A 13,829-nucleotide genomic window follows, 5' to 3' on the forward strand; every position below is an offset into this window, starting at 1 on the left:
AAACCGGAAAATTTCGAAATCGACGGCGTTTTTTCAGTTTTGACCGGTCTCGGCACCGATCGCTTCGCGGCGGTAATCGGTTGGAGTCATTGCGGTTTCTTCGCGAAACGCCCGATTGAATGTCGGCAGAGAATTATAGCCGAGATCCATCGCAATGGTCAGGACGGGAAGCGATACGCGCTCGCGGTCGGCCAGGATCTCGCGCGCTTCTGCGATCCGATGACGGTTCAGGAAGGCGGAGAAATTGCGGTGGCCAAGCCGCTGGTTGATCAGCGCGCGCAGGCGATGCTCGGGCGCACCGAGATGATCGGCCAGGCCGGCGATCGATAGGCCGGACGTGCGGTAGAAGCCTTGCTCCATCGCCGCGTCGAGCTTTTCTCGCAGCACGATTTCGGCCGGAGATAACTCGGGCTTGGCATCGGGAGCGGTGCCAAGTGCGGCCAGCAGCTCTTCGTCCGTACGGAGCAAGGCGAGACCGGCAAACAGCGTAAGAGCCAGGATCAGAACGGCGTTGGTCAACTGCACCGAGGGGTAGGGAATGGCGCGGCCCAAGATCGTCTCGAACAGCAAAATGCCGCCGGTTTGTAGCGCTACGAGCAGCGGCAGCCACAGGCGGATCAGTCGGCGCTTCTCGACCAGGTCGTCGGCGCGTTCGCCCAGTGCAACCCTGAGCAGGTCGACTATCAGCACCAGCAAGATTAGGTGGATCGCGTAGAATCCCAGCGGATCGGTGTCCTGGACGAAATGCGCAAGGATCCAGCTGGGCACCAGCAGCGTCGCAACAGCCCAAACCAGCCAGCGCGGTGGTTCGGCTTCGAACAGCCGACGTCCGAACAGCCAGGTCCAGAAAGGCGTGAAGATCGATGCAAGGTCGACAAAGGGGCGATACGGCTGCGGCACCGTGATTACCGTGGACGAGTTGATGAGATAGGCGATCGCTGAGAACAACAGCCCGATTAGCGCGATCTTGATCGGTCGGCGTGCCTTCCCGGCAATGACGAGCACCAGCAATAGCAGCGCGGCTCCGATGGAGACCAAGCGGACCGTTGTGTCGAGCGTTTCGATCATGCGAGGCGGACCATATAGCCGATGCCCTTGCCGGCGCCAGCCTCTCGTTTGGATCAGGAGGGGGTCGACATGGCGACCCGGTCACGGGCCGCATCATACTCAACCGCAATGCCGGCACCACGCAATTCGTAGAAAGGAATGAAGCCGCTACCCTGGGCGAGCGCGCCGCTAATCCGCTTGGGCAGGGCGTTGACTTTCGGCCCGAGCGCCCGTGCAACCGACGAAGCCGAAATATAGATCTTGGCGCCTTCCTCAATCCTGATCATCGCCGAACCGGCACTGACGCCGTCTACCAGCAGCGGTTTCTCGACCGTCAGGCTGCCGTCGTTGCGATCGAGTTTCTCCGCTGTCGGCTCAAGCCGGGAGATGTCGTATTTGAGATCGAGGAACCTCCCAGGCTTGAGATCGATCGGGCTGGGAGGCTTGGTTGAACTGATCGGACCGGTGAAGTCCGCCGATAGAAACGCCGAGTCGAAGTCCGAGGCGGATTGAGACGTCTCGCGCCCATCTCGATCTGCCGCTACGGTATCTGCGGCGGAATCCACAGCGAGCGAGGCTGGTTGTACAACCGTCGCCTCGGGCAGGACCAAGCGCAAAGGAGAGCCTTCCTCGATCCTGCTGAGGGCGCCCATGGCGCTTTTCGGAATGAATGCAAGCGTAGGCAAGCCAACAGGCATGGCGAGGACGAAGGCAAGGGCCCCAATCAGCGCCAGTCGCGGGGCATGGGCAAATCCATTCTCGGCGATCCGGCGTATCGAGCGAGAGGGAGGGACAGTGCTCATGGCGCGACTTTGGCAGAATCCCGCGGTTTTGTCACAACTGCATGCCGGGAAGGGCAGGAGCGAGCATTACTGCCGTCCACGCTGCACCGATCCCGCCGGAAGTAATGGCGACGCCGTAGGGAAACTTGCCCTTGAGGCCCGACTGTTCCTTGGCCCGGGTTCCGACAGGGACCCGTCGACCGACCATCCAAATGAGAATAAACAGGCCGCCTAGCAAGGTTACCCAGAGCAGGAGGTTGATCCCCGACTGAAGCGGAAAATAGGCCGCCATCCCTGCGTAAAACTTGGCATCGCCGCCACCGAATGCGCCTATTGCGAATAGCCCCATCCCAACGAGCAGTGCGACAGCGCTGTGCGCTGCGTGCCAGCCCAGGCCGCTTAGCCCATCGAGCATAAAGCCATGAGCCAGTCCATAGACAAGCAGTGCGAGGGCAAGCCAGTTCGGCAGCCTTCTCGCCCGAATGTCACTGATCGCTCCGATTAACAGCAAAGCGGTCAGGCCCAAGGGCCATAAAACTTCCAGGCTCAAGGATCAGTCGCCTTTGCTGGTAGATGCAAGCGCCACTCGCAGCGGATAATTTGCGCGCGCAGCAGGCGCTGACTTGCCGCTTTGCGGCTTTGTCAGGCTGATCCGTACCGGGTAGCTTTCACCCGAAGATCCCCGGCCTAGTAGGCTGATCGCCGTTGGCGTCTTGCGTTCGCCGGGCTTGGCCGAGGGTGCGGCATCATCTTCCAACTGCGCCGTGTCTTCGATTTGCTCTGCTTTGGGCTCCTTGGCAGGATTGCGCACTGCCACTGCGGGAAGGGCGCCACCGCGGCCGGTTTCAGCCGATCCTGTGCTTAGCCGGATTTCGCGACGCGAAGTGCGCGACATCTGCACCGACGGTTTCTCGAGTGTCAGAGCGCCCCTGCGCTCCGATTCTTGCGCTAGCGGCTGCAGCAGACCAAGCGCATCGGCAGCCTTGGCGGCGGCTGCGAGTTCTTCCCGGGCCGCCTGTTCGCGCATGGCGAGTGCCCGGTGCGAATTGCCCAGCGCCGAGTTGTAGAACCGGTCGAGATTGGCAGCAAATTTGGGGTTTGAACCGTCGAGGCTTACCGCCATCTTGAAGTAGCGCTCGGCCAGGTCGGCACGGCCCAGTTTAGCGTATGCCACGCCAAGGCCGTTGAAAGCGTCAGGGGCGCTGCCTTCGTCGAGCGCTGCCAGCCGGAATAACTGTATGGCATTGGCCGGATGCCCAGACTTGAGCGCAAGGCGTCCCTGCTCAAGCTCATCCTTTCCGAAAACCGAAGTGCTGGCCTCGGCGCGCTGCGCTTCCTTGTCTTTCGGACCGAAGCCCAGCGCACTGACGAAACTCTGGCATCCCGAAAGCGAGAAGGCGGCGGCGGCGCACATTGCGATACGGATTGCGGGTTTCATTTTAGCGGCTCCCTGACATGGCTGGAAAGACTTCGCGAATTGACAGTACGATAGCTGGAAGAGTGATGACCCCGATCATGGTCGGCAGCATGAACACGACCAGTGGGATGGAGAGAAGAACTGGCAAGCGATGCGCCTTTTCTTCGGCTCTAAGGCGTCGTGCTTCGCGCATCTCTGAGGCGTAAACGCGCAACGTGGTGGCCAGGCTGGTACCCAATTTATCAGACTGGATGAGCAGCGTGGCAAATGAGCGAATCTCGTCCACCCCGGCGTTTTCGCCCAGCTTGCGCAGCGCGTCCTCACGGCTGGCCCCGGCGCGCATGAGCAGCGTGGTTTCGGTAATCATCGCGGCGATGCGCGGGTGCGAAGAAGCCATCTCACGACCGACCCGATCGAGGGTGGATTCGAGGCCGAGCCCGGCTTCCACGCAGACCAGCATTAGATCCAGGCTGTCCGGGAAGCCGTTGATGATTTCGGTCCGTCGCCGCTCGGCCTTCGCGCGAACGAAGAGATTGGGAATATACAAGCCGAGCAGGGCCAGGATGGCGCTAGTGAAGTACAGCCGCATGATCGACGGCGGCTCGCCTTGCGTCGAGGACAGGATGAGAAATGCACCAGGCAGGGCAAAAATCATCAAGAGCCGGACAAGCGTGTACACTCGCGGTGCCGATTGGGAGATATATCCTGCTGCACGGAGCTGCTTGGCGATCTCGCTCTCTGCGGTATCGCCGAGATTGAGTCCGGCATTCTCGATCCGCTTGACTATCCCTGCCCAAACTCCCTCAGTTCGTTGGCGGCGCAAGGACTCGCTGGATATTCCGGCAGATTCTCCAGAGATCGCAGAAAGCTCTTTGGTAAAGCGTGCCCTCCTTGCCGTTGCACTTGTGGCGAGAAAAACGACCAACGCTACCAGGCCGAAGATGCCTAGCAGGATGAGTGCGCGAAAGACCCAGTTGTTGGCGGCAATATCAATCATTTCAAACCTTCAGGTCCACGAGGCGGCGCATGATGTAAACGCCCAGGAAGTACATTACCGCGAGGGTAATCGCTCCGTAGATGAAGATCGGATCCTCGGCGCTTTCGAGATAGTATTGGGGCGCTCCCAAGAAGAACGTGACGAATGCGAACACCGGCAAGACGGTTAGCATCAGTGCGGTCATACGCCCTTCAGAGCTCAGTGCCTTCACCTTGAGGAAGAGTTGGTGGCGCTCGCGAATAACTCTGGAGATATTGTCCAAGATTTCGGCCAGATTACCCCCGGTCTGACTCTGGACCGACAGAGACACGACAAACATCTGCATGTCTTCCAAGTCCCATCGATCGGCCATTTGCTCAAGCGCCGTAATGAGATCTGCACCATAAGCCACTTCGTCGCTTACTAGCCCGAACTCGGTACCGATCGGATCTTCCATCTCATGGGTGAGAAGGTCGATGGCTGATGCGATAGGGTGTCCCGAACGCAGGGCGCGGACGAAAATGTCCAGCGCGATCGGGAACTGGTGCTCCATCTTCTTGCGGCGCGATTCCGCGATCGTGCCGATGATGAACAGCGGCAGGACAACTGCCAACGCAGTGGCGAAAAGCAGGGCGATTATGATCGCACCCAACCCGAGTCCGTAGCCCATCGAAACGATGATCAGCATGACCAACAGGAAGATGGAGACCAGGCCAATTCCCATGAAGAGAACAAGCTGACCGATTGTAAGAGCCAGGTTTGAGGCAAATAGCTTGCGCTGCAGTTTGTCGGCCGGACTGGCCAGTAATTTCGGCAGATCTGGCAGCCCGGTCGGTCGGTTCTTGATCAACTGGCCAATTACAGCCTCGCGATCCTGGCCTGAGCCGATCATTTGCAAGCGCTTGTTCACCGCACCGCGATAACTGCGGCTTTTAGCGTAAGACGAACCGACGACCTGCACCAGCAGGAACACCCCGGCAAAGACTGCGAGCAGTAAGACGATGCGGATGATCTCTGCTGTCATCGATCAACCAATCTTCAATTCGGGTCGGAACAATTCGGCTGGCAGTTTGATGCCGTGGGCTTCGGCGTCGAGAAGGAACTTGGGCCGGATGCCTGTCGCCTCGAAATGTCCGATAACCATGTTGTTCTCGTCGATCCCCTCCTTCTTGAAACGGAAAATCTCCTGCATGGTGATGGTATCACCTTCCATTCCGGTGAGTTCGGAGAGGCTGGTTACCTTGCGGCGGCCGTCGCTCAGCCGCGAAACCTGGAGCACGACATTGATCGCCGAGGCAATCTGCGCCCGAGCAGCGCGCTGGGGCATGTCGATCCCGCTCATCCCGATCATCTGCTCGACACGGCTAAGCGAATCGCGGGCCGTATTGGCGTGCACCGTCGTCATCGAGCCGTCATGGCCGGTGTTCATGGCCTGCAGCATATCGAACGCTTCACCGGCGCGAACTTCGCCAACGATGATGCGGTCGGGTCGCATGCGCAGGGCGTTCTTCACCAGGTCGCGCTGGCTGACCTCGCCGCGGCCCTCGATATTCGGGGGGCGGGTTTCAAGACGGGCGACGTGAGTCTGCTGGAGTTGCAGTTCCGCCGAGTCCTCGATCGTCACGATGCGCTCGCGCTCGTCGATGAAGCTCGACAAGGCGTTGAGCATGGTGGTTTTACCCGAACCGGTACCGCCCGAAATGAGCACATTGCGACGCGAAGCGACAATGGCCTGCAGGACTTCGGCCATCGCTTCCGGGACCGAATGCAGGTCGATCAACTTTTGCATGCTGATCGGGATTTTGGCGAACTTACGAATGGACAGCAGCGAGCCGTCGAGCGCGAGCGGCGCAACGATGGCGTTGACGCGGCTGCCGTCCTTGAGACGCGCATCGACAAACGGCGAGCTCTCGTCGATCCGCCGGCCGACCGCACTGACGATCTTCTGGATGATCCGCATCAGATGCTTTTCATCCTGGAAGCGCGTCGAAACGCGAGTGAGCGTTCCGCCTTTTTCGACGAACACTGTGTTGCAGCCGTTGACGAGGATGTCGGTGATGCTCTCGTCCTTGAGCAGCGGCTCGAGCGGGCCGAGGCCGAGCAGCTCGTTCATCACTTCGTCGATGAGATTGGCGCGCTCTTCACGGTTAAGCGGCTGGTCGTAGGTGACGAGCAGTTCGGGTACGATCTGCGTTACCTCCGACTTGATCTGCTCTTCCGACAATTTGTCGAGCATCGACAGATTGATGCGGTCGAGCAAACCCTGGTGGATGCCCATACGGATCTGCAGCAGCGCCTCTTCACGGGCGCTGATTTGCGGATGGAGGGCTACGACCTCTGCCAGCTCTTCGGATGCATCGGCGGCCGGCTCGACCTCCATCTGCTCCATTTCGGCTTCCGGGCGTTTGATCTTCCACATTTCAATTCAACTCCGCCAGACGATCCGCGACGAGATCTGCCAGCTGCATAATATCCCGGTTGAATTTACTGCGCTTCTGGAAGGCATCGACCAGTTCGCCCTGATCTTGGGCGGTGCGCAGCAGATTGGCATCTTCGCCAATCGTCGCGAGGATTGGGTGCTTGAGCGCTCCGGCGGCGTCGGAGGCATCGATCGTCTTGAACAGGCGTTTCTCGACCCGATTGAGAGCAACCTGGATCTTGTCGCGCGGTATCCCCATCGAGACGAGGAAATCGATCTGCCGTTTGGCGTGCCGAAGGCTCGGAATGGTAAGCTGACCGATCACCAGGGTCTGATCGGCCGCGAAGATAGTGGAGAGGGACCAATTGGTCATGTTCGCAGGCAGGTCGACGAACACCAGATCGTAGCGCTTGCGCGCGAGTGTCACGATCATCATGAGCTGGTCGAATTCGAGCGATTCAATCGGCACGATATCGGTCGGCGCGGCGATCACGTCGACATTGTGGTGGCCGCTGGCCGCAACCGAGGAGATGACCTCTTCGTCGACCCGGTCGGTAGATTCGATCAGATCGGCGAGCGTACGGCGCGGCGCAACCCCCATGTAGGACGCGACGTCGCCCGACTGCAGGTCGAGATCGATAATGCACGAACGCGCACCTTCGCCGAGATCGCTGGTCATTTGCGCGGCAAGATGCGTGATTACCGTCGTCGCACCCGAGCCGCCGATGCTCTTGAGCACCGTGATGAACGGCGCCGGTGCCACTTGATCTGCGACGTCGAGTTCGATCTTGTCGGCGACATCCACTATCGAGGTCACGAGTTCGTCAAGTGCGAAGGGCAGGGCGACGATGTCGCTCACTCCACGCCGCAACAGCTGACGAGTGGTGGCAATGTCGACATCGCCAAGGCCTGCGATCACGGGAACGGAAGGCGCGTGCTTGCGCAATTGATCGACCCGCTCAAGCGAATTGCGTGAACGCGGATCGACTTCGATCACGACAATCGAAGCATTGACCAGCGAATGGATCGGAAGTGGATCATCGACACCGCATTCGATCAACTTGACGTCATCCCGGATAGGATCGATGCCGTCCAGCACGGCAGGTTGCGCAACAATGTGCACGTGCTCGGGCAAATCGACGGCCTGGTTGAGCGGCGGCTCGTAAATGTTGTCAATCCTTCCCATGTCTCTTCTCAATTCGAATTCGTTCCTGCGGCGTCTTCTGCCGTCAATGTGTAGGTGAAATCGCCGAAGCCGATCTTAGACCCGAAAACGGCGAGCGAAATCGGCGTATATTCCAGTCCAGTCAGACGGACCGTTACAAAGGGCGAAATATCCGGGCCATTCGGGTCACCCGCATAACCGAGCCCTGAACCGCTGTAGTCGACCTCGATATTGGCGTCCTGGATGCCTGGCGCGATCACCCTCATCCGAGTGGCCAGGTTGGTAAAGGCAGCTGCGTCACGGGTCTGGGTGCCCACGAGACCGCAATTCGGGCCAGCGCAGGTGCAAGCCGTATCATCGCAGGTTACCGTGAAATCCATCACCGGGATGCGGTCACCTTGAGTGACATCGGTCCCGTTGACATTCTTGTTGACCATCGAGAGCGTTGTGAGTTCCTGCCACACCGGATTTGTCACGACAGCGTAGCGTGCACCCATCTGAGTAGCCTTCTCGGCCTGATTAAGGCGATAGGCGTAGATGCCGATGTCGATCGTCCCCAGAACGAAGATGATCAGCAGCGGCAGAACCAATGCGAACTCGGCCGCGAGACCTCGTTCGTCTTGCAGGAACCGGTTGATGGAGTTGGGGAGCTTCATGTCAGATTCCCATCACCGTTGCTTGATGACGCGCGCCGATCACGGCGCTGTCGGTGATGACTCCGAGCCCATTAAACAGGGAATCGTAATTGATGGTCGTGGTGAGATTGACTTGCGGAGCCGGCTCACTGCTCGTGAAAATTCCGGTCTGCGCTTCCGCAGCTGTCGGGCAGGTGACAGTTACGGTGATGTCCGCATTGTCCCATCCTGATATCCGAGCATTGCCTCCCGATGCCTTTCCAGTTCTGGCGACATTCTGGATTTGCGCCACAACGCCCGACGAGATGGAGGCACCTGAACGGCAGTTGATATCGTTGAAATTCTGACGGGCCGCAAAGCGCGCGCCATCTCTCAATCCCTTGGAGATCTGGTGCTGCGAATAGAAATAATTCGCCGATTCAAACCCTGCGAATAGCAGCAAGACAGCGATCGGCAGGATCAAGGCCATCTCGGCTGCCGCGGCCCCTTCACAATCGAATATGAAGCCCCGACGCCGCATCATCGCACCAGGTAAGGCACATCGCGTCTGACGACGAGGCCTCCATTGGTTCCGGTACCGTTGATCTTGGACTCGCCCATGATTTCAACATAGATTTCTTCGCGCGTGGTCCGTTTACTCGGTCCGGTACCGCGATTGAGTGAGGGTTGCACGAGGAACACGTCGACCCAAGTTTCGACAGGAACGTTGTCACGTGCCCCTCGGACCCCGTTGCCGACGCAATTCACGACGGCAATCGACATGACCCTCCGGTCGATGATGGTGGTTGGCGCATAACCGTATGCATTGTTGCTGCACACCGGTTGCCCAGGATTGATGTTGGTCGAACCCGTGGCATTTTTTGGGAAGGTTTCAAGGACCGTCAGGCCATCGACCAGTGTGTTCCGGTTGTCCTTCTCCCATTTGTATACATCGTACCGCGAAGCGGTCGCGTCGAGGCCGGTGTTGGTCGCGAAATCCGTCATCGACCAGCGCGTGTTGGATCCGTCCGTTCGCCTGAAGTGCGTGTAGACATAGGCAGCTATGTCCCACACACCGTCGCCGAACGGCGAGTTGCAATAAGCAGCATTGTTCTCGCCTACTGCATGGCAGATATCGCGGGGATGCCCCATCGTGGTGGGCATAGTGTCGGTGAGAGGATCGAGCGGCGTGAGGTCTGGTGGCTGATAGGGGACTGCGGGTTCGCGCCAACCCTGGTTGCCGTATTTGCACGAATTGCCAGTCGAGGGAGTAGCATTGGCAGGCCGCACGACGTCCTTCCGGTTGTTGCGTGCAGCGGGACAATCGTCTCCGGCGGGACAGGCGACATTGTCGTAAATGTCGAAACGGGTGTTCAGCGAGTCGGGCGCGTCCGCGATAACGCCTGGTTCCGTATCGACCCCAATCTTGTCAGCGTCATCAACGGCGAGGCAGCCGCCGCCGGGGACAGGCCAACCGAGACCTTCACGGACGCCATTCGCGCCGTTGCCCAGGTCAAGGTAGCCGAAATCGCCTGGCGCCCAGGCGTTGTTGCCGCCCTGGACGACAAGCAGGCCTCTACCCTTGTAGTTGTCACCAAGGAACGGTGCATCCTTGTCGCCGCTCGTCGGTTCGTCCGGGTTGCAGATCATCAACGGGGGGATGCGGCACACCGCCGATCCGACTCCCGCAACAGCACCAGCGTTCAGACTGCCAACCAATGCACCTACAACAGGCGTAAAGGCATAGCGGGCGTCCCGCGTATCGACAGTCACCTCTATGAATCGTGCTTCCGCAAAGCGCGAAGTGTCGGTGAAACCCCCGGTGCCTGCTTCAGCATCGGCTTTGTTCGCATAGAATACGATCTGCGTCGCTGTGTCGGTAATCGCGATCGTTCCGCCGGCACCATCGTTCGAAAGGAAGGTCGAGTTGGTGACGAGATTCCCCGTCGCCGCGTTGATCGCGCGCGTCATCGAATCCGATGTCTGGTTGAGCTGCGTGGCCCCGGCGAGCGCGGCCTGGTCGGCTGCATTCTGGAGCTCGGTATCCATGCCCATGACGCGGGCGTAGTCGAAGCCGAGACCTGCAATCGCAATAAGCGGGATCAATGCGAGTGCATAGGTGGCTGCAACTGCGCCACGCTGGTCACTCCAGAATTGTTTATTTGATCGTTTCCCGCTCATTTTTCATGCCAATTTGCTAGCTCAATTGCCGGAACCCGCTTCGGTGGTCGTAATGCGTTCCGGCTTCTTCACAGCGTCGGTGCGGTAGCGCTCGATCGCCTGTGCCGCGTGCTGTGCGCTGGTCGCCGGCATCGGCGTGTCATATTTCGGGTCAGGATTGACCACCATCGCGGCATAGGTTGCGCGGTTGGCTTCGCCGAAGCCGGGGTCCTGGTAACCAGCCAGTTCCATGTCGGCGACAGAGCAGCCAGCACAGGCCAGGGACAGAGCGAGGGCGGAAATTGCGGACCTAGTAGTCATATTCTTCCTCCACTGGCTGTGGCTCGCCGGCTTGCGGCAGCGGTGTCGCGCCGTTCGGCGCAACCGGCTTGGGTTGGTAGGCTACACCATTGAGCAGCACGTCCGCTTGTACGGGATCGCCAACGCGATCGGTCGGAAGGCGGACTTGCTCAGGCCTGACCGGCTGGACCAGCCGCGGCGTTACCACGATCAGCAATTCGGTCTCGCCCTTTTGAAAGCTCGACGAGCGGAACAGCGATCCGATTATCGGGATCGAACCAAGCAAAGGAACCTGTTCGACCGTAGTCTTGAAGTCCTGTTGGATCAGGCCAGCAATGGCGAAGCTCTCGCCGTCGCGCAGTTCCAGTACGGTGCTCGCCCGCCGCGTCGACAATCCGGGAATAGAAAGCCCGCCAACCGTGATTGAAGCGGTTGGGTCGATCGCGCTGACTTCTGGTTCGACCAACAGGTTGATCACATTGTCTGAGAGCACGGTTGGCGTAAACCCAAGGCTGACGCCAAAGGGTTTGAATTCGACCGTAATCGCTGCGCTCCCTCCACCAGCGCCACCCTGGCCGCCAATGGCCTGGGCAACCGGCACGGGAAATTCGCCGCCAGCCAGGAACGAAGCTCTCTCACCCGACAAGGCGACGAGCGTCGGCTCGGCGAGCGTCTTGGAGAGCCCCTTGTCCTCCAGCGCATCGAGTGCGACGTCGATATCCAGGCCCAAAACATCCGTGAATGACCGGGTTACGACGCCAAAGGCACCCAGGACCGACTCGACCTGCAAGTCTCCGTTACCGAAGTTCGAATTGCCCGCACCAGGAGTAAGGGTCGTTCCAGGCCCGGTGGCGCCGCTGAATCTGCCTCCTCGTCCGTTAAAGAACGTGCGGACACCAAGGTCCTTGCCGACATTACGGCTGACTTCGGCGAAGCGAACCTCGAGCATGACCTGCTGGCTGCCGCCGAGCGACATCAGGTTGATGACATTCTCGCCGGCATAGGCCTTGGCCAGCTGAACCGCGCGATCGGCCGCGCCTGCTCCCGATACGGTGCCGCTCAAGACGATCGATTCGTTCGAGATGTAGGCGTCGATATTTTCATTCGGCAGCAGGTTACCCATTTGCTCGCGCAGGCCGGTCACGTCCGGGCCTACCGCGATATCCATCACCGCAAGCACATTGTTGCCCCGATCGTAGAGCGTCAGGCTGGTGGTGCCGAATTTCTTGCCCAGCACGTACACAGAGCGGTCCGAGATCGGAAAGATATCGGCGATCTCGTCATTGCCGATCATCGCCCTCGCGATCGGTCGGTCGGCACTGATTACTTGGCTTTTATTGATCGGCACTTCGACCGATCCTGCGTGGATCGAGGTTTCCCCCTGGGCGGCGGCAGGAACTGCTGCAAGGGGAAGAGCCCCTGCAGTCAGGCCGAATGCAATAGCCGCGCTGAATGTCTTGAGACGGGTGCGCATGACCTTACCATCCCCCCTTCCGGTTAACTTCGTATGTAGTCGGCTCGGTACCTCGCACGATCGACATGGTCGGACCACGCGGTCGGCTGGGTGCAGCGGGGCCTGCATTTGCCGAATTGCGAACGGCGGGTGCAGCCGGTGCCGGCGCTGCGGGAGCGCTGCTGCGCGCAGCAATGTAATAGCCGGCCCCACCAAGATCGCTCGGAGTGACGACCTCGGTGCCGCCAACGTCTTGATTTTCGACATTGCGGAGAGCCAGGCTGAGCGAGCCGACCTGTCGGGCAAGTGTCAGCTTCTGCGCGCCGAGAATATCGGTTTGGAGCGTGGCGGTACTCCCGACCTTTGGTTCGGTCTGATTCTCGTCGGCAACTTGGTCGATCGCGAGCACTAGGACGTTTTCGAGAACCACGAAAGTCATCTGATCGTCACGGTCAGCGCCTTCTCCAGGGATTCGGCGGGTCAGCATGACGTCGACGACATCCCCTGCGCGGACAAAACCGCCTACGCCGGATACCTGGTTGACCGGGATCGAAACCGCGCGAAGCTCTTCGGGAAGTATGGAGGCGAGAGTGGCGCGGCCGCCCTCACCGGAAACTTTGGTCGAGAGGATTGGCTCCCCGATTGCAATCGGGCGCAGAGCAACGCGACCGCCGCGGGTCGCTTCCTCAATCGATACGAATGCGCCTTGCGGCACCGAATTGGCCGGCCAGTTGGCCAGCCGCAAGTTGGTCGTCGCCAGAGGAGTGCCGAACTGGAAGTCCTGCGTCGCAACGACAATTTGCGCCATGCGGTTTGCCTCCGCTTCGCGCGCCTGGCGTTCTTCGACGCCGCTGAAATAGCTGTTTGCCAGATACACCGCGATCAGGCCGAAAAATATGGCCACACCGACGATGAGGAGGTTACGTCCCCTCATGATCTTCCCCCCTAATTGACTTCAGCCACACAATAGCGTGAAACCGCGGGGAGCCTAGGCCCCCCGCGGATCCATTCAGATTAAGGGTTCGTGCAACCAGTCGTCGTGTTACACTCGCGAACATCCGAAGTCGCGCTATCGATCGCGATCTTGACTTCCGAGCCAAGCGCAAAAGCAGCAACACCGATCGCAGCGCCGACAACGGCGAGGATCAGAGCATATTCGGCCGCCGAAGCACCCGATTCATCACGAAGGAAAGTTTTCACAAAGGTCATTGTCATTACCCCATTCAAATCTGCACGGTTGCCCCAAGGAGGATATCCGTACTGTCCAAGTCCTGGCTTCCGGCTTCTATTTCCGGATTACCATGCCCCGATGAAGGGTAATGTGATGGAACCGGCGCGACCCCGTTTATAGTTTTCCGGCATCACGCCGGTCATCGCACTGATTCCTCATCGGAACTGGCATCATGTTCTCGCTTTAACCTCTGAGGGTCAACGGCGAATGTCTAACAAAAAATAAACCCCAAAAATCATCATCTTAACCGCCAAGTTCGATAACA

15 protein-coding genes are annotated in these 13,829 nt (G+C 59.4%); all 15 read right to left on the reverse strand.

All coding sequences use genetic code 11. From position 1 onward, the window contains the following. Positions 1-33: 33 nt before the first annotated feature. The 15 genes from P7228_RS16090 to P7228_RS11570 all read right to left on the reverse strand — a co-directional run bounded on the left by P7228_RS16090 (position 34) and on the right by P7228_RS11570 (position 13,548). The gene (locus tag P7228_RS16090; RefSeq protein WP_347402838.1) at positions 34-1,068 is read right to left on the reverse strand and encodes an AraC family transcriptional regulator; all 1,035 of its coding nucleotides are present in this window, start codon (positions 1,066-1,068) and stop codon (positions 34-36) included. Between the two features lie 53 nt (positions 1,069-1,121). After that, complete coding sequence (locus tag P7228_RS11505; RefSeq protein WP_278015384.1) at positions 1,122-1,850, reverse strand: hypothetical protein; 729 nt, start codon at positions 1,848-1,850, stop codon at positions 1,122-1,124. A gap of 31 nt (positions 1,851-1,881) precedes the next feature. Beyond that, the gene (locus tag P7228_RS11510; RefSeq protein WP_278015385.1) at positions 1,882-2,379 is read right to left on the reverse strand and encodes an A24 family peptidase; all 498 of its coding nucleotides are present in this window, start codon (positions 2,377-2,379) and stop codon (positions 1,882-1,884) included. A gap of 3 nt (positions 2,380-2,382) precedes the next feature. After that, positions 2,383-3,267, reverse strand: a complete 885-nt coding sequence (locus P7228_RS11515) for a tetratricopeptide repeat protein (RefSeq protein WP_278015386.1) — start codon at positions 3,265-3,267, stop codon at positions 2,383-2,385. A 1-nt stretch (position 3,268) separates the two neighbouring features. Continuing rightward, complete coding sequence (locus tag P7228_RS11520) at positions 3,269-4,243, reverse strand: type II secretion system F family protein (RefSeq protein ID WP_278015387.1); 975 nt, start codon at positions 4,241-4,243, stop codon at positions 3,269-3,271. A 1-nt stretch (position 4,244) separates the two neighbouring features. Then, the gene (locus P7228_RS11525; protein WP_278015388.1) at positions 4,245-5,246 is read right to left on the reverse strand and encodes a type II secretion system F family protein; all 1,002 of its coding nucleotides are present in this window, start codon (positions 5,244-5,246) and stop codon (positions 4,245-4,247) included. Positions 5,247-5,249: 3 nt separating this feature from the next. Next, positions 5,250-6,641, reverse strand: a complete 1,392-nt coding sequence (locus P7228_RS11530) for a TadA family conjugal transfer-associated ATPase (RefSeq protein WP_278015389.1) — start codon at positions 6,639-6,641, stop codon at positions 5,250-5,252. A 1-nt stretch (position 6,642) separates the two neighbouring features. Continuing rightward, positions 6,643-7,827, reverse strand: coding sequence for a CpaE/TadZ family protein (locus P7228_RS11535; protein WP_278015390.1), 1,185 nt, complete (start codon positions 7,825-7,827; stop codon positions 6,643-6,645). Between the two features lie 8 nt (positions 7,828-7,835). Further along, on the reverse strand, positions 7,836-8,462 hold the full coding sequence (locus tag P7228_RS11540) for a TadE/TadG family type IV pilus assembly protein (protein ID WP_278015391.1): 627 nt from the start codon (positions 8,460-8,462) through the stop codon (positions 7,836-7,838). 1 nt (position 8,463) lies between these two features. Next, positions 8,464-8,964, reverse strand: a complete 501-nt coding sequence (locus P7228_RS11545) for a TadE/TadG family type IV pilus assembly protein (protein ID WP_347402839.1) — start codon at positions 8,962-8,964, stop codon at positions 8,464-8,466. Continuing rightward, the gene (locus P7228_RS11550; protein ID WP_278015393.1) at positions 8,961-10,601 is read right to left on the reverse strand and encodes a TadE/TadG family type IV pilus assembly protein; all 1,641 of its coding nucleotides are present in this window, start codon (positions 10,599-10,601) and stop codon (positions 8,961-8,963) included. The genes P7228_RS11545 and P7228_RS11550 overlap by 4 nt, the downstream gene beginning before the upstream one ends. Before the next feature lie 21 nt (positions 10,602-10,622). After that, positions 10,623-10,901, reverse strand: coding sequence for a hypothetical protein (locus P7228_RS11555; protein WP_278015394.1), 279 nt, complete (start codon positions 10,899-10,901; stop codon positions 10,623-10,625). Next, positions 10,891-12,354: a type II and III secretion system protein family protein gene (locus tag P7228_RS11560; RefSeq protein WP_278015395.1), complete on the reverse strand. Its 1,464-nt coding sequence runs from the start codon at positions 12,352-12,354 to the stop codon at positions 10,891-10,893. Before P7228_RS11560 ends, P7228_RS11555 begins: the two co-directional genes overlap by 11 nt. Before the next feature lie 4 nt (positions 12,355-12,358). Further along, a complete protein-coding gene (gene cpaB / locus P7228_RS11565; RefSeq protein WP_278015396.1) occupies positions 12,359-13,267 on the reverse strand; it encodes a Flp pilus assembly protein CpaB in 909 nt (302 codons plus the stop codon). 80 nt (positions 13,268-13,347) lie between these two features. Further along, positions 13,348-13,548, reverse strand: coding sequence for a Flp family type IVb pilin (locus P7228_RS11570; RefSeq protein WP_347402840.1), 201 nt, complete (start codon positions 13,546-13,548; stop codon positions 13,348-13,350). Between the last annotated feature and the right edge of the window lie 281 nt (positions 13,549-13,829).

The sequence above is a fragment of the Altererythrobacter sp. CAU 1644 genome (genome assembly GCF_029623755.1).
GTDB classification, from domain to species: domain Bacteria; phylum Pseudomonadota; class Alphaproteobacteria; order Sphingomonadales; family Sphingomonadaceae; genus Erythrobacter; species Erythrobacter arenosus.